The sequence below is a fragment of the Maritimimonas sp. 2405UD52-3 genome, from assembly GCF_056591715.1.
Genome location: NZ_JBWQOL010000002.1, coordinates 52294 through 70079, shown reverse-complemented (window position 1 = coordinate 70079; position 17786 = coordinate 52294). Strand labels below are relative to the sequence as shown.

General features: G+C 33.4%; 14 protein-coding genes. 7 read left to right on the top strand and 7 right to left on the bottom strand.

All coding sequences use genetic code 11. The features are described 5' to 3' along the window. Positions 1-14 precede the first annotated feature (14 nt). The 7 genes from AC1EU5_RS04425 (at position 15) to bshC (ending at position 6197) form a co-directional block, all read left to right on the top strand. Positions 15-1271: a competence/damage-inducible protein A gene (locus tag AC1EU5_RS04425; protein WP_480191153.1), complete on the top strand. Its 1257-nt coding sequence runs from the start codon at positions 15-17 to the stop codon at positions 1269-1271. Positions 1272-1340: 69 nt separating this feature from the next. Beyond that, positions 1341-1580: a 50S ribosomal protein L28 gene (gene rpmB, locus AC1EU5_RS04420; protein WP_480191152.1), complete on the top strand. Its 240-nt coding sequence runs from the start codon at positions 1341-1343 to the stop codon at positions 1578-1580. A gap of 6 nt (positions 1581-1586) precedes the next feature. Then, positions 1587-1769: a 50S ribosomal protein L33 gene (rpmG, locus tag AC1EU5_RS04415; protein ID WP_480191151.1), complete on the top strand. Its 183-nt coding sequence runs from the start codon at positions 1587-1589 to the stop codon at positions 1767-1769. A gap of 43 nt (positions 1770-1812) precedes the next feature. After that, positions 1813-1962 carry a DUF4295 domain-containing protein gene (locus AC1EU5_RS04410; protein WP_480191150.1) on the top strand — a complete coding sequence of 50 codons (150 nt, stop codon included), beginning with the start codon at positions 1813-1815 and terminating at the stop codon, positions 1960-1962. 231 nt (positions 1963-2193) lie between these two features. Then, positions 2194-3147 carry a signal recognition particle-docking protein FtsY gene (gene ftsY, locus AC1EU5_RS04405; protein ID WP_480191149.1) on the top strand — a complete coding sequence of 318 codons (954 nt, stop codon included), beginning with the start codon at positions 2194-2196 and terminating at the stop codon, positions 3145-3147. Between the two features lie 46 nt (positions 3148-3193). Beyond that, positions 3194-4504: a 30S ribosomal protein S12 methylthiotransferase RimO gene (gene rimO, locus AC1EU5_RS04400; RefSeq protein WP_480191148.1), complete on the top strand. Its 1311-nt coding sequence runs from the start codon at positions 3194-3196 to the stop codon at positions 4502-4504. 79 nt (positions 4505-4583) lie between these two features. Beyond that, entirely contained in the window at positions 4584-6197 is a 1614-nt protein-coding gene (gene bshC / locus AC1EU5_RS04395; protein ID WP_480191147.1) for a bacillithiol biosynthesis cysteine-adding enzyme BshC, read from the top strand. A gap of 46 nt (positions 6198-6243) precedes the next feature. Here the strand turns inward: bshC and AC1EU5_RS04390 are convergent, their stop codons facing one another. The 7 genes from AC1EU5_RS04390 to AC1EU5_RS04360 all read right to left on the bottom strand — a co-directional run bounded on the left by AC1EU5_RS04390 (position 6244) and on the right by AC1EU5_RS04360 (position 17742). Then, on the bottom strand, positions 6244-7857 hold the full coding sequence (locus AC1EU5_RS04390; protein ID WP_480191146.1) for a hypothetical protein: 1614 nt from the start codon (positions 7855-7857) through the stop codon (positions 6244-6246). Between the two features lie 280 nt (positions 7858-8137). After that, entirely contained in the window at positions 8138-10003 is a 1866-nt protein-coding gene (locus tag AC1EU5_RS04385; protein ID WP_480191145.1) for a tetratricopeptide repeat protein, read from the bottom strand. A gap of 129 nt (positions 10004-10132) precedes the next feature. Beyond that, positions 10133-12424, bottom strand: coding sequence for a hypothetical protein (locus tag AC1EU5_RS04380; RefSeq protein WP_480191144.1), 2292 nt, complete (start codon positions 12422-12424; stop codon positions 10133-10135). A 10-nt stretch (positions 12425-12434) separates the two neighbouring features. Continuing rightward, positions 12435-13106 carry a hypothetical protein gene (locus AC1EU5_RS04375; RefSeq protein ID WP_480191143.1) on the bottom strand — a complete coding sequence of 224 codons (672 nt, stop codon included), beginning with the start codon at positions 13104-13106 and terminating at the stop codon, positions 12435-12437. 38 nt (positions 13107-13144) lie between these two features. Continuing rightward, on the bottom strand, positions 13145-13837 hold the full coding sequence (locus tag AC1EU5_RS04370) for a hypothetical protein (protein WP_480191142.1): 693 nt from the start codon (positions 13835-13837) through the stop codon (positions 13145-13147). A gap of 189 nt (positions 13838-14026) precedes the next feature. Continuing rightward, entirely contained in the window at positions 14027-15898 is a 1872-nt protein-coding gene (locus AC1EU5_RS04365) for a tetratricopeptide repeat protein (protein WP_480191141.1), read from the bottom strand. A 5-nt stretch (positions 15899-15903) separates the two neighbouring features. After that, entirely contained in the window at positions 15904-17742 is a 1839-nt protein-coding gene (locus AC1EU5_RS04360; RefSeq protein WP_480191140.1) for a tetratricopeptide repeat protein, read from the bottom strand. Positions 17743-17786: the final 44 nt, after the last annotated feature.

The following is a 17786-nucleotide window of genomic DNA, read 5'->3' as shown; positions in this document are numbered from 1 at the left end:
AAAAATTAGAGACTTTGCAAGCAGAAATTATAACTATTGGTGATGAAATCCTAATAGGTCAGGTTGTAGATACCAATTCAGCCTTTATAAGTAAAGAACTTAATAAAATTGGAGTTTCAGTTTATCAGATTACTTCCGTTCAAGATGATCAAAATCATATTTTAAAAGCATTGGCAGAAGCTGAAGCCAATGCAGATATCATTATCCTTACAGGTGGTTTAGGCCCTACTAAGGATGATATTACAAAGCATACAATTTGTAATTATTTTAATGATAAATTGGTGGAAGATCAGAAAGTACTTGAGAATATAGAATACCTTTTCAAAAAATATATTTCAACGCCTATTTCTGATATCAATAAACAACAAGCGTTGGTGCCATCAAAATCTAAGGTATTAATGAATAGGTTTGGTAGTGCACCTGGTATGCTCTTTGAAAAAGGTGAAAAAACATTTATTTCGTTGCCCGGGGTTCCTTATGAAATGAAAGCACTTATAAGTTATGAGGTGCTTCCCTTTTTACATGATAAATACCATACACCTTATATCATTCATAAAACAATTTTGACCTATGGTTTAGGTGAAAGTGCCATTGCAAATAGAATTGAAGATTGGGAGGATAACTTACCAAAAGAAGTAAAGTTGGCCTACTTACCAAATCTTGGAAAAGTTCGACTGCGATTATCTGGTAAAAGTGAAGATAAGGAACAACTTGAAGCATTGATTGAAAAATTGAGTTTAGAGCTTGTAGAAAAAGTAAAGGATATTTTTGTAGGTTATGAAGAAGATGGTGCTATAGAAGCAGTGGTTGGTGAATTGTTAGTGACGAATAATCACACCTTAGCGATTGCTGAAAGTTGCACTGGAGGAAATATTGCTAAAATGATTACGGCAGTTACCGGAGCATCACGTTATTTTATAGGTTCAGTAACCAGTTACCATGAACGTATAAAAACAGATTTTTTACAAGTATCAAAAGAGCTCATTGAGGAGCACTCCGTAGTCAGTTCAGAAGTAGCAAAAGCAATGGCTTTTGGAGTACAGAAAAACTTCAATTCTGATTACGCTATTGGGGTTACTGGCAATGCTGGCCCCACTAAAGATAAAACAGATGAGTCAGTGGGTACAGTATATATTGCTATCGCTTCTCCGCAAAGGGTTGAGGTTTATGATTTTAATTTCGGAAAACCACGCGAACGTGTTATTCAAAGAGCATCTGTCAAGGCATTAGAATTGCTTAGAAACACCATCTTAAAAAAGAATGTAAAATAGTTTGTGAGTTCTTTTAAAAGTTGTTATTTTTGCACCTCGTTTCAAAACAACAATTTAAACCGTCAAGAAATGTCAAGAGTTTGTGAGTTAACCGGAAAAAAAGCCATGGTTGGAAACAATGTTTCTCACGCCATGAATAAGACGAAGCGTAAATTTGACGCCAATTTAATGAAGAAGCGTTTTTATCTTCCTGAAGAAGATAAATGGATTACCTTAAAAGTATCTGCTTCTGCATTAAAGAATATTAATAAAAAAGGTATTTCTGCTGTAATTAAAGAAGCTAGAGAAAAAGGTTTCTTAAAAAAATAAGATCAAATGGCAAAGAGAGGTAATAGAATTCAGGTAATCTTAGAATGTACTGAGCATAAAAACAGTGGTATGCCAGGTACATCAAGATATATTACTACAAAGAATAAAAAGAATACTCCAGATAGAATGGAATTAAAAAAATTCAATCCTATCTTGAAGAAAATGACTGTTCATAAAGAAATTAAATAATTAGAAATTTTTGTCAAAAAATTTCAGATAAGATAAGTTAGACATGGCAAAGAAGGCAGTAGCATCGTTACAGACAGGCTCAAAAAGATTAACAAAGGCTATAAAAATGGTTAAGTCTCCTAAAACAGGTGCTTATACATTTGTTGAGTCAATTATGGATCCATCTAAGGTAAACGAGTTTTTCAACAAATAATCGTTTGCACATCAAAATATTGAAGCTACTTTCATACTGTTGAAAGTAGCTTTTCTTTTTTATATTTTTGCCTTGTTTTAGGGCGTTTCCTGAGTACTCGGGGTCAGGCTTTCGGTAGTCACTTTTTATCAAGCTAAACATAGTTCAGCTTTTCAAAAGAGTTCCAACAAATACCTCAATCCCTAACGCAAAATTTAAACAGATAAACAATTAAACAAATAAACATGACATATGAGTTTATTTAAAAACATATTTTCAAAAGACAAAAAGGAAACTTTAGACAAAGGATTAGAAAAAAGTAATGCTTCGTTTTTTGGAAAACTTTCAAAGGCTGTAGCAGGTAAATCTAAGGTAGATGATGACGTATTAGATAATCTGGAAGAAGTATTGGTGGCTTCAGATGTAGGTGTTGCCACAACTTTAAAAATTATTGAACGCATTGAAGCACGTGTTGCACGCGATAAATATTTAGGTACTGATGAGTTAAATAAAATACTGCGCGAAGAAATTGCAGGATTACTTTCTGAGACCAATATAGGTGAAGAAACTGAATTTACTGTTCCTAGAGATAAAAAACCATATGTTATTATGGTGGTTGGTGTTAATGGGGTAGGGAAGACAACTACCATTGGCAAACTGGCATCTCAGTTCAAAAAACAAGGATTAAAAGTTGTCTTGGGTGCAGGTGATACTTTTAGAGCTGCGGCTATTGACCAGTTACAAGTATGGGCAGATAGAGTTGATGTGCCTATTATAAAGCAAAAAATGGGGTCTGACCCAGCTTCAGTGGCTTTTGATACAGTACAATCTGCAGTGAATCAAGATGCAGATGTGGTAATTATAGATACAGCAGGTCGTTTACATAATAAGGTGAATTTAATGAACGAGTTAACCAAGATTAAGCGTGTCATGCAAAAGACCATTGCAGATGCACCACATGATGTTTTGCTAGTATTAGATGGTTCTACAGGGCAAAATGCTTTTGAACAAGCCAAACAATTTACAAAAGCTACAGAAGTAACTTCGCTAGCTGTCACTAAGCTAGATGGTACTGCCAAAGGTGGTGTTGTGATTGGTATTTCAGATCAGTTTCAAATTCCGGTAAAATATATTGGTGTAGGTGAGGGGATTGATGACCTTCAGGTTTTTAACAAGCATGAATTTGTAGATTCCTTTTTCAAATAATTTTGTCATTCCTGCGTAGGCAGGAATCCATTTTTAATTTATACCTATGAGAACCAAGTCCACCAAACAAAATAAAATTAACGTTGTTACCTTAGGATGCTCAAAGAATATTTATGATTCTGAGGTATTAATGGGACAACTCAAAGCTAATGGTAAAGATGTGGTTCATGAAGATGCACAAGATGATGGTAATATTGTAGTTATCAACACTTGCGGATTTATAGGTAAAGCAAAAGAAGAATCGGTCAATACTATTTTACATTATGCACACAAAAAGGAAAAAGGTGAGGTGGATAAGGTGTTTGTTACGGGTTGTCTAAGTGAACGGTATAAACCTGATTTGGAAAAAGAAATACCTGATGTAGATCAATACTTTGGTACACATGATTTGCCAAACTTATTAAAAGTTTTGGAAGCTGATTATAAGCATGAATTATTGGGTGAACGACTAACTACCACACCAAAGCACTATGCTTATTTAAAAATTGCAGAAGGGTGCGACAGGCCCTGCTCGTTTTGTGCTATTCCTTTAATGCGCGGTAAACATAAATCTACTCCTATTGAAGAATTAATTACTGAAGCAACAAAACTTGCTGAAAAAGGGATTAAAGAATTAATTCTAATTGCACAGGATTTAACATATTATGGACTAGATATCTATAAGAAGCGTGCCCTCGCTGACTTATTAAAAGAATTGGTAAAGATAAATGGTATTGAATGGATTCGTTTACATTATGCGTTTCCAACCGGATTTCCATTAGACGTATTGGAGGTCATGAAAAATGAACCAAAAGTTTGCAATTATCTCGACATTCCATTACAACATATCAATACTGATATTTTAAAATCTATGCGTAGGGGTACCACTTTTGAAAAAACAAACAAACTCTTAACGCAATTTAGAGAAGCGGTTCCTGATATGGCTATTCGTACCACTTTAATTGTTGGTTATCCCGGTGAAACCGATGCCATTTTTGAAGAATTAAAACGGTGGGTGATTGATACACGTTTTGACCGTTTGGGAGCTTTTGCGTATTCACATGAAGAAAATACACATGCTGCAAACTTAGAAGATGATGTTCCGGAAGAAGTGAAAAAACAACGTGTATCTGAGATTATGGAAATTCAAAGTCAGATTTCATGGGAGCTGAATCAGGAAAAAATTGGTAGTACTTACAAGTGTATTTTCGATAGAAAAGAGGGGAATTATTTCTTTGGTCGTACTGAATTTGATTCACCCGATGTTGATAATGATGTGATTGTAGATGCAAGAGAGCATTATGTGCAAATTGGCCAATTTGTAAATGTCAAGATCACGGGTGCTGGCGATTTTGACCTTCAAGCAATACCAGTTTAGTTAAAATATTGTTAGTTGTTTCCTCTAGGTTCGGCTGATGTCTTAATTTTAGTATTTTTAGCTTGCCAAATATATACAAATGGTTGACGAAGACTGTAAAAAAAAGCTATTCACTTTACCTTTTCAACAAACTGGTTATTTTTCAAAAACTATTTGTGACTATTTAGATAGAAAAGAAACAATTAAACCTTTCTACAATAATTATCCTGACCTCTCTGGCTTCAAAAGACAGATAGAAGAAAAACGCCTGTCGGTTCGAGCGGAGTCGAGAACTATCTTAGTTAAGGCCTTAAAAAAACAATATCAGAGCGTAAAGTCATCGGTTAAGACAAAACAGAATATTGATGCTTTAGCAAATGAAAATACATTTACGATTACCACAGGTCATCAACTAAATCTATTTACGGGTCCTCTTTATTTTCTGTATAAGATCATTTCTACTATCAATCTATCAGAGAAATTAAAAAAAGAGTTTCCCGAAAATCATTTTGTGCCTATTTATTGGATGGCTTCTGAAGATCATGATTTTGAAGAAATTAATTTTTTCAATTTTAAAGGAAAGAAAATTCAATGGAACAGAGATTGTAACGGAGCAGTTGGACGATTGTCAACACAACGAATGGATAACATTTTTGAAGAATTTTCAAAAGCACTACCCATTACAGAAAATGCTTCTTACCTAAAAGAACTCTTTAAAAAAGGGTACTTAGAGCATACGAATTTAACAGATGCTACGCGCTATATTGCCAATGAATTATTTGCTGAATTTGGACTGGTAATTGTTGATGGAGATGACAAAGAACTAAAAAGGCTCTTTGCACCATTTGTAGAGGATGAGTTATTAAATAAAACGAGTCATCAAAAAGTTTCAGAAACGATGTTTGAACTTGAACCGAACTATAAGATTCAAGTGAACCCTCGTGAAATAAATCTATTTTATTTAACTGATGATTTAAGAGAGCGCATCATTTCAGTAGGTGAAACTTATAGTATAAATAACACTGATATTGTTTTCAGCAAGAGTGAGATAATAAAGCACCTCTATGAGGTGCCGGAACGGTTTAGCCCTAATGCACTGTTAAGACCCTTATATCAGGAAGTGATCTTGCCTAATTTAGGCTATATAGGTGGAGGTGGAGAATTAGCTTACTGGTTTGAGCTAAAATCATATTTTAATGCAGCTGAGGTGCCATTTCCAATTTTATTATTGCGCGATTCAGTGTTGTTGCAATCAGAAAAACAAGTACAACAATTAGATAAATTAAATATTTCTCAAGAGGAGATTTTCCTAAAACAAAATGACTTAATTAATAAGAAAATAAAAGAAGTTTCTAAACTTGAAATTGACTTTAGCAAGCAAAAACAATTTTTAAAAGATCAGTTCTCTGAATTAGAAAAAATAGCGCTACAAACTGACAAATCATTTATTGGTGCTGTAAAAGCGCAAACGAAAAAACAGCTCAACGGACTTGATAACCTCGAAAAGCGTTTACTAAAAGCTGAAAAAAGAAAGCACCAGGAATTAACAGATAGAATTAAAAAATTACAAGACGAATTATTTCCCAGCCAAAGTCTAGAAGAACGTCTGCGTAATTTTTCTGAGTATTACCTTGAATATGGAAATGGGTTAATCGAGTCTTTAAAAGAAAATCTTGATCCTTTGAGACAAGAGTTTTCTATAGTTACATTATAAAAAAGCAAGCTAAGAGCTTGCTTTTTTATACGAATTCAAATTTTATTTAATTACAAGCTGAAGGAACATCTTGTGCTGTCGTTTGTGTTTGTAAAACTTTGCCTAAAGTGGTGGTTCCTTTAATCGTAATATCAATAAAGTCACTACCTATTTGTTGAACAACACCACTAAATTTGCTAAACAGTAGTTGAGATTTAAGTTCTTCGCCAGACAAAGCATTGCCCGATTCTGTAGCTCTTAGCCTTAAGCGTTTTACAAATTGCACTTTGGCATCATCATATATTTGAGCAACATCGTATACTAATGTGGCACTTCCTGATGGTACAGTAATGCTACGCTCAAAAAAGATGGTTTCTTCAAGAGTTTCTTGAGTTTCTCCAAACTCTGTTGCTTCATCGGTAATGCTTACACTAGCTTCAACTGTTGCACTGAGAGATGCAGTATAAGTAGCTGTATTTCCAAAAAAACCAGCTTCAAATTCTGCACTAATTCCTGCAGTAACACTTGTTGATGTTGATCCGGTTAACGAAAATCGCTCTTCCCAACCAACAGTATTTGTAATAGCTATACTCTGATCTAGTCCAACAGTTTGAGTAATTTCACCATTTGAGCAATTGGTTAAGGTGCTATTGGCTCCAAAATCTGTATTGGGCTCTGATAATATGGGTGTTAAAGATGCAATGCCAATGTCTTCCACACTCCAGTTTAGGCTATTAGAAATTATTCTCCAACGTACATCAATTTCAGCTGAAGGACCAGGAATACCTGGTGCTATTAAACCAAGTCCAGGCCTTTCTTTTAAAGGAAATAAGCCTTGAGGTGTGATAGTATAAATACCTTCTTCTTCCTTCTCTATTACAAATTTGTATAATCCCCCACTATTACTAACATCGCTTAAAGACCTGTAATTAGATAAGTATGGAACTATAAATGCTTGCCCATTTATAGCAACTCCTTTTAGGCTTATGAATTTATTTTCTGCTTGCGTTTTTATGGCAAAGGTGTTAAACTCACCTGGAATGGGTATAAAATTCATTACAAACTTACGATCCTCTTCTGCGCCATTAAATGAAAGTGAAGAACTAACAATCATGTTTTTGTGGACACCAGTGCTTGCACCCATCGCCATATTTGTTGGTAGTCCATCGCTAGTAACTTTTTGAATATAATAGGATTTGTTTTCGCGCAAATCTAGAGCTAAGTTTTCCTGAGTCTCTTCTAAATTTGAAACATTAAACACTATAGGTTCTGGATTGGATCTAAACACAACTGCTGAGATGTCTTGGTTAAATATAGTGCTTCCATTCTCGTCTTTAATCGCTGCTGACATAGGTACACCTAAACTAAGTTCATTTAAAGCGTCTTTACTAAGACCTTCAACGGGTATTTTTATTTGGCCCATAAAAGAAACATCTTCTAAAGGAATGGTCTGCGAGTAGTTTCCATTTTCGGCATTTATATTTACTACAGCCTGTGTTGGTTTGTAACCTTTTTTAGCAATGTTTCTGGCATTAATAATAACACCAATCTCACCAGAGAATTTTTCAAAATCATCTTCTGAAGCACCCTGACTAACAATAAGTTCAGTAATTTCATTAGGTGGTGTTTCAATACTATCATCTTTACTACAGCTATAGATTACAAAAATGAATGCGAGCATGATCACTAGATTATTGAAAATGTTCTTTATCAAATTAATGAAACCGTATTTTTTTTTAGAAAAGCTCATGACATTATGTTTTGTGGTTAAACTTGGTTTTGCGTGATCTTGCGCGTTAAAGGTCTGCAGCCCGAGTAAGCGCAAGACACCACAAAACGGTTTGTCAATTCATTGACATAACAAACATATTGTAGACATAAGATGTTGTGAAATTTTTAGGGGAGACAAACGGTATACTCCTTGAAAATAGTTTGAGAAAGTGAGTGTTTATAGTACTCGGCTAGATTGCTAAAATGGTATCTTCTAAGGATTCGTGGGTGGAAAGCTTCATTTTTTTGCGTAATCGTTGACGAGCTTTTTTAACACCAGGCATAGAAATATTTAAAATATTAGCAATCTCTTTTGATGACAAGTTCATTTTTAATAAAGCAATTAAGCGTAATTCCTTAGTAGTAACTTCGGGAAATTTTTGCTTTACAATACTGTTAAAATCTTTATGTACTTCTTGAAAATAGGTGCTAAAACGCTCCCAGTTATTATCATCTTTCAAATCAAAATTAATCGTTCTTATCAATTGTTGGTAACCATTTTGATTGTTTTCAGAATTTTTTAATGTTTCTGCTTTTTGTTTTAAGCCTTCTAACACTTCATTCTTTTTTGCTAAATGCAAAGCATGTGTTGTTAATTCTTTCTTTTTAAAAGCTAGCTCAGTATCTAGTTTTTCTTTTTCAAGTTTGTTACGTTTCATTTTTTGACGCAAGGCATAATAACCTAACCCAAAAATTAACAAAGACAAGCCAAGGCCAAGTGTTAAGAGCAATTTTTGTAAATTACTTATTTCTGCTTTTTGTTCTAAAACCGTGATTTCTTTTTCTTGAAGCGTTATTTGTTGCTCCTTTTTTTCAGTTTCATAAATTGTTTTTAGCTCTTGAGTTGCCTTTGTTCTTTCAATATTAAAAATAGAATCATTAAGTATTTTATTTTGTTTGAAGTTCATTAATGCTTCTTTATATTTTCCAAGGTTTTCTTGTATAATTGATTTCTCTAAAAAAACTGCACTAAGTATTTTCGGATAGTTTGCACTACTTTGAACATTTATGCTCTGATTTAGATGCTTAATAGCTTCAGGATATTCTTTTTTAGAAGCATAGGATCTGCCTAAAAAATATAAAAGATTTGCTTCATTATTAGGAGAGCCAATGGTTTTCCAAATATTGTAACTATCTTGAAAATATTTGATAGATTGAGTGTAATTTCCTTGTATGTACTTTACTTTCCCCCAATTTTCATATACCCTGGCTATATTCGCATTGTATGCCAGTTCTTTTGATATTAACAATGATTTTTTTAAATTTTCTTCTGCTTTTACATAATTTTTTAATTTTGTTTGAGAGTCTGCCATGTAATTTAAAACTTGCGCCTTACTTTGTTCACTTTTCAATTTGTCATAAAAATCGATACTTTCTTTAAAAACATCAATAGCTTTTTGATGTTCATCGGTTGCTTGATATATCAACCCAACTTGTAATAAGTCTTCTGCAATTCTAAAATACTCAGCTATTTCTCTATGTATTTTTAATGCATTATATGTTTCTTCAAGAGCAATATTGTAATAACCGTCTGAAATTGCAATTTTGCCTTTCATAAGATATGCGTTTGCCAAATGTAAAGTGTCTTTATATTTTTTAAATATTGGAATATTGATTTTCATTATTTCGGTAGCACTACCGCTATTTCCTTGGTAATGATCTAGTATTCCGATGTTGTGTCGTATTACTGCAGCACGAAGCGTATCCTTCATTTGAAGTGATTTTTCTACCGAATTATCTAGATAATATCTTGCAGAATCTATTTTTCCAAGGCGATAATAATAATTAGCTTTTTGCGCATATAGCTTAGCTATTCCTTTACCATTATTGGTCTTTATATAAAGCTGCTCTGCTTTTTTGAGATATTCATAAGTTCTTGTTTGATCATTATACATTGTAAGGTTCGAAAGCTCTAGGTAATTTTTTGCCTTGATGGTATCGCTCTTTGTCTCGTTAATAATTTTAAGAATACTATCAATTTTTACTTTATTTTGACTATAAACTACTTGAAAAGAGAGTAAAAAAATAAATATTAACAAACCAAGAGAAGTCTTCATGAAAGAGATATTTTTAGTTATATAAAGATACTGTTCTTAATACTTTAAAGGTAGTGACAAAAGATTTATAACTAAAAAAAAGCAAGCACTAAGGCTTGCTTTTTCATACAAATTCAAATAATTAACCAATCAACGCCTATTTTTGGCTTTTTGTTGCAATTGTTTAAGAGCATCATCGGGGTTGCAACTGTTTGTTTTTATACGTGCTTGATTAACCATTTCATCACCGCTGAATATATTGAAATCACTAACCTCTTTTTCTTCACCGTTAACAATAATAAATGGTACAAACTTCTTGCTATCATAGTAAAATGTAAAGCCAGATTTTTCTAAACCATCTGTAAGCTCAGAAATGCAAGCTTCGGCTCCATCTTTCAAATTTTCAAGTTCTTCAACAGTTGGTAACCTATCAACGATTACTTGAGCATCAAATCGAATGCCATGTGTCTCTGAAATAAACTTTACATTATCTGCGGCTTCTGTTAACTGTGCTTTTTGTTCATTATTTAAAACCGTGGCATTTACTTTAACGTTACGGTTTGTACTAGCTGACCAAATACTACATTTACTTATATCTGGTATTGGACTGGGGTTATTAACTGCTTTATTCCCGTACGTAATCTTTACGGAAACCGTTTTGTTAATGTTAGCTAAACTTACTAGTTGCCTTAAAGCTGCTTCAATTTCAATTCGCGTTTGTGTGTTATCATTAGAATCATTCACGGCGTTTTTTAGTCTATTTAATGCATTTCTATAAGGCGCTACAATATCATTAACTTTACTGGAAATATTTGTGCTACACAAAGCGGCAGTATAGTCTCTAAGAATTGTATTTGCCTGAGCTTCACCACTTTCAACAGCGTTAGAAACGGCTTTGTCTATTTCAGAGTTTGCATTATTTATGATACCAGGAAGAGCTGCTCTTAAACCTCTTAGGCTCAACTCAAATTCATAGGCTTCATTGGCGGCTTCAAGGTCAGAAATGGCTTGTTCTGTAGTTTCAATTGCAGCATCAATTTGACCAGTTACGGTTTCGGCAATGCCATCAGTAAAACTTTCAGGTGGCGTGGCAACAACCTTTGTTTCATCTTTTGTAAAAGTTGTATTTGCTTGCCAAGTTTTGTCGTTTATGGTTACTTGTCCTTCCATGGTGAATGCTTGAGGTGTAGCACGTAGTGCACCACCTATGGATTGCTCACCTGTGGGGGTGTCCAATTTCAATTCACCAGATAGGCCAATATCAAAATTGCCGGTTTGTTCTACAAAGCCATAAGCGTTTAAATTACCACTTGGTGTTATAGGAATAAAATCTGGCCACCATGAAAGATCGGGGTCAACTAGACCATTAATAAAAGCCTTTGCAATAATGCCATTATTGGTGCTGGCTTCTGCTACTACAGCGGCACTTCCTGAACCTATAGGGAAACCAAAGGAAATAAAGGACGCTATTTCTAAGTCTAGATCTAACTTTCCGTTGATACCGGCGCGGTAACCGATGCCAAAATCAGATTCCATGGGCTCATTGAAATTAGCATTCACATCAAACTCCTGATTTTGATAGTACATTCCGGTAGCAGATAATACCTTAAAGAAAGAAACAGTACCACCAAAAACAAGACTGGAGTCGAAACTAATAACTTCTCCTGAAACTGGGTTTGTTGGTTCAAATGTAAAATTGGAATTGAATGAGGCTCCAAAACTTACACTAGCTAACTTAGAGCTAGAGTCATTATTATCTCCATTGTTATTATTATCCCCATTATTGTTATTATCTCCATCATTGTTGTTGTCGTTATTACTATCGTTGTCATCATTCTCTTCATCATTACCTCCTAGTGCATCACCTCCTAAAGAAAAGAAAAACATAGGATCAGTGTAATCAGAAATATAGGCAATATGACCACCTATGGGAGCTTCAATTGATAAGGGTTTATGAGCATCTGGGTTATCGTTTGCCCCGAGACTCAATTCAAAACCCACTGAGATTGCAAATACAAAATAGTTGCGTTCATCAACCAATTGAATTTCATAGTTTCTATTTTCATTTAAGAACTTGCCGGTAAAAAAACCAACATCTGCCTGAACCGGATTTGCGAATTCAAAATAATTTGATGAGGGTGGAATTTCACTGGTGCCACTAACACTCATTAAAGAGCCGTCATCATTGAACTGCACATCTAAGTTGGCATTGTTAAAAACAACATCTCCTGAAGATGTAGTTGCAATGTTAAGACTACCATCTACTATAAAACCGTTTTCAGTTTCGGTTATATTGCCTTGTGGAGTTACATTTAATCTTGAAATAACTCCGTTATTACCTGCCGGAGCATTTATTTCTATATCATCAGATGAGCAGTTTATAAAGCCTATTAGAGCAAATAACAGACCTATATTTCTAAATAAATTAATATGTGTTTTCATGGCTTAAGTTTTAATCCCATTGTTTTTCGTTAGTACTTAATCCCTGGTATAAATGAAGAGAACCATTAGACACGCGGAATAACGAGTTACTATTTCCATTATTTCGAGCAGTCATACTTTCGGCTATATCAGTTCTCATACCGGTAGAATTTCCTTTTCCAATATACACTGCTAAAAATCCTTCAGATGTAGTTTTAAGGTTACTACCTTTAATGACAAAATAAAGGTTGCCATCACCTTCATGTTCGGGAATTGGATTACCAATATCTCTATAGCCTTCGGTAACACTTGTTGAAGATTGTTTAATCACAATTGATGGAGCTTCAGGGCGTATTGTGTGATATTTAAAAGCAAAAACGTAACTATCAGGTGGTATATTTACACCATTATTATTGGCAAGAGTTATATCGCCTTGTTGAAATGTTCTCGGTTCAAAATTATATTGCTCTTCTGTTGTACCCACTCTAGACACATTATTTAATGAATTTGCCAATAAGTCGTATTCTGATTGCGTAATTTGAATCCAATCACCAATGTTAGCGTTTTGATAGGTAATCTTTGAAGTTGATAATACCGATTCTATTGTTACGGTTGTAGACTCATCTTCGCTACTGCATGAATAGTTGACTAACGTCAATGCCAATATCACTAGCACTGTTAGATTTTTTTTAAAAATGTTCATGATGTTTTGTCTTGCGGTTAAACTTTAATAATAAGACCTTAATCCCATTGTTTTTCTGAAGTACTTAATCCTTGATATAGAATAATCGTTTTTTTATTATTCACAATTTGATCTATAGTTTCACTTTCGCTGAAGGTATAACTATAGCTGGTGTCGTCTGGATTTCTTTTAAAACCAACATTTAATAATGAGTAAATAGCTAAGTAACTAACTTCGTTTACTGATGTATCGTTTCCTCTAAGTACAAAATAGCGATTGCCTACTACTGCTGGATCTTCTTCTGGAAGTGCCGAGCCCAAAGTAGCATAGCCGGTAGTAGCATCTGTACTAGAAATTTTCACTTTGGTAGTATTGGATGTTGGCCCATCGGCTACATAATATTTAAAAGCAAAGCAGTAGTTATTTGCTGGTATGGTTACGCCGTTATTATTAGCAAATGAGATTCCATTATTAGATGATGAGGCTACAAGGATCGGGTTGTCATAATCATATTGCTCATCGGAGGTTCCAATTTTTGTAACATCACTTAGTGAAGTTGCTAATAAATTATATTCTTCTTCGGTTATCGAAATCCAATCTCCATTGTTAGCGTTTTGATAGGCAAATTTAGAAGTTGATAATACCGATTCTATTGTTACGGTTGGAGATTCATCTTCGCTACTACATGAGTAGTTGACTAACGTCAATACTAATATGAATAGCACTGTTAGATTTTTTTTAAAAATGTTCATGATGTTTTGTTTTGTGGTTAAACTTTGTTTTGTGTGAACTTGCGCCTTAAAGGTCTGCAGCCCGAGTAAGCGCAAGACACCACAAAACGGTTTGTCAATTACATGACTACACAAACATATCTTAGGAAATCAGATGATAAAAATTTAGAGGGTGGACAAAGGGTGGACACCTATTTAAGTATCTTATTTTTAGATGCTTAAAATTAAGTCCTGTAAGGACTCTTCAGTAGAGATATTCAATTTTTTACGCAATCTATAGCGTGCTTTTTTAATGCCTTCTTGTGAAATATTTAGAATATTGGCAATTTCTTTAGAGGATAGGTTCATCTTTAATAAGGACATTAATCGCAATTCATTAGAAGTGACATTTGGAAATTTACGTTTTATATTTTTATTGAAATCTTTATGAACTTCTTGAAAGTATTTACTGAAATTCTCCCAATTGTTATTGTCTTTTAAGTCAAAATTGATGGTTCTGATAAGTTGTTGATAGCCATTCTTTGAAGTCTCATTTTGTTTAAGCTCTTCTGCTTTTTGCTTTAACCCTTCTAAAACTTCATTCTTTTTAGCCAAATGTAGAGCATGTGTTGTCAATTCTCTCTTTTTGTATGCTAATTCACGATCTACTTTTTCTTTTTCTATTTGTTTACGTTTTATTTTTTGGCGAAAGCCATAGAAACCAAAACCAACAATACCTATACTTAGTAGTAGTCCACCTCCTAATAATATTTTTTGCAATTTATTAGCCTTATCTTTTTGCTCAAGTAAAGCTATTTCATTTTCCTGTAGTATAATTTCTTGCTCTTTTTCTTTGGTTTCAAATTCTTTTGTTAAGCTTTGAATTTCCTTACTCTTTTTTAAATTATAAACAGAATCATAGACTTGTTTATACTTAATGTGATTTTCTAGAGCTAATTTGTAGTTTCCTGTTAATTTGTAAGCATTTGTTTTATTTTGATAGGCAACATAGAGATCATCAATATTTCCAATAGAGTCTGCTATTTTAATAGCCTGGTTAGAAAGCATTATTGCTTGTAAAGGTTTATTGAGCTTTATATAAGCAGTCGTTAGCCCGTTTAATCCCCAAACCTGAGATAAAGGAGTCTTTGCAATGTTTTTAGAATAATGAATAGAACGATTTAAGTATTCAATACCTTCATTTACTCTGTTGGTTTCAACATACAATCGCCCGATAATGAATGTGGTTATTGCGATACCACCATAATTTTCTAATTCCTCTTTAATCTTCAAGCTTTCAAATAGATAACTTAAAGATTTGTCGTATTCTTTTATAAAATAGTGACTATTCCCTAAATTACTTAAATTGTTTGCTATAGCTGCTTTGTCATTCAATTTCCTGCCGATTTCAAGGGCTTTTTTCTGATATTTTATAGAATTTTCGTCATCTATAATATAGTTATACAGATTTCCTATAGTTGTATAGCAGCCAAGCAATTCTCTTTGATCGTTGGTTTTTTTGGCAATCTCAACGGCAGTAAATGCATTTTCAATACCTAAATCGTATTTGGTCTGCCGCATATATACATTAGCTTTTAGCTTATGTAGTCTAAGAAGTACAGCTGAATCTTTTTTTACGGTGCTGTAGTATTCTAGGTTTTTGTCAATTTCAAGGTGTGCTTTCTCATAATTTCCCTTTTTAAATAGAATATTAATAAGGTAATATTTTACAAGCCCTGTTTGATGACTATCATTCAACGAACTGTAATACTTTAGAGATTTGTTTAAATAATGCTCCGCCGAATCTAAATTATGCCTTCTACTAAAGTATCTGCCCAAATTCTTAGTTGAAGTGGCAATACCATTATCATACTTAAGTTCTTGAGCTAATTTTAAGGTGCTCTTCGCTAATTGTAAGCCCTTATTAGGATTCGTCCAATAATAAACTTCAAAAAGTGCATTAGCAGTTTTTATTTTTAATGTATCCTCTTTTTGTAGCTGGTAGACTTGAAGTAAGCTATCAAGGTTTTTTTCGATTTGAGATAATGCCTCCTGATAAAAGAAAAAAATGCTAATCGATATGAATAAAACTATCCTTTTCATTCGTACTAAAGATTGAGAACCAGATCTTGCAAAGAATCTTCTGTTGAAATACCGAGTTTCTTGCGCAATCTATAGCGCGCTTTTTTAATACCTTCTTGTGAAATATTCAGAATATTGGCTATTTCTTTAGAGGATAAATTCATTTTTAATAATGACATTAATCGTAACTCATTGGAAGTAACGTCTGGAAATTTTTGTTTTATTTTACTATTAAAATCTTTATGTACTTCTTGAAAGTATCTACTAAAGTTTTCCCAGTTATTATCATCTTTTAAATCAAAGTTAATGGTTGTTATGAGTTGCTGATAGCCATTTTTAGTGGCTTCTTTTTCTTTAAGTTCTTCGGCTTTCTGTTTTAGGTTTTCAAGGGTCTCATTTTTACGAGCAAGATTCAGGGCGTGGGTGGTCAATTCTTTTCTTTTAAAAGCAAGTTCAGCATCTATTTTTTCTTTTTCGAGCTTGTTCCTCTTTATTTTGAGTCGTAAAGCATAAAATCCAAAAACAGATAATAATAACACTATTCCCATTAAAAGTCGTTGCAAACTACCTACTTTTTCTCTTTGTTTTAAGATAGTGATTTGATTTTCTTTATTTTCAGTATCATAAATAGATCGAAGCTCTTCAATTTGATTTGAAGCTGTTAAATTAAATATACTATCCTTATAAAGTGTCGCTGTTTTGAGGTCTTTATAGGCTTCTTCGCTATTTAATAAAATTTCATTTACTTCGGCTCTGGCCTCAAAAATTGATTTTAAAAGATTTTTATCTTCAGCATTTTTCGAAAGTTCTATACCTCTGTTCAATTGGGATAACGCTTCTTTAGGTTTATTCGTTTCTTTGTATACATTAGCAATATCTATCAATGCGTATGAAATCTCGTTGGATAATCCGGTTTTTTCGAAAAGAATCAAGCTTTTTTGTAAATAGTTATATCCTTTTTTTAAGTTATTCATTTTGATATGTACTTTTCCGAGAAGTCTATAGGCATCTGCCTTGCCAGATGGACTGGATGATTGCTCTATTAACCTTAAACTCTGTGTCACCACTTTTAATGCTTGCTCATATTTCTCTAATTCGTAATAGGAAGTTCCCAGATATGAAAGTACTAGTGCTTCATAGATATAGTCGTTTTTTGACCGGTATATGGGTAACGCTTCTAGAGCATACTCAATGGATTTTTCATGATTTTTTAGGTAATATTCAATAGTGCTTAGCTGCCTCAAGACATCTGCTTTGTCTATTTCATTATTCATATTGTTAAAAGATCTGAGGGCAATTAGAGTTTCTTTAAGTGCCAAATTATAATCTCCTCTACTAGAATATACAGTTCCTTTCAACTTATGCGATTGAGCAAGACCAGCTGGATCAAAGTCTTTTGAATTGAGCTGTATTTTGATTTTTTTATCAATTAATTCTAGAGCCTCCTTATAATTGCCTTCAGTGAATTTTATGATGGCAATATTGTGCATTGTTGCTGCTATACCGTCAGAGTTCTTAATAATAGTATATTGATAATGCGATTTTTGATAATGGAAGCTTGCAGAATCCATTTTTTCCATAGTATCATAATAAATTCCTAGAAGGTTATGACCAATGGCAACTCCGAGCTTATAATTAGCATTTTTTGAGATAGTTAGAATTTCTTGTGCATAGATTTTTGCCTCTTCAGGATCCTTATATAAAGAAGTGTCAAAATCATCGTGTAAGAAAAAGACTTTTAGTTTTGTTGGTGCAGATTTTATATAAGTGTTAAAAAGACTATCAATTTTTCTCTGATTTTGAGCTGTGATAGTATGAAATAGGAATAAGTCTAAAATTATAAAAAGGGGTAGGGCAAACTTCACGACAGATTATTTACCCTAAATATATTGAATTTCAGATTGCTATG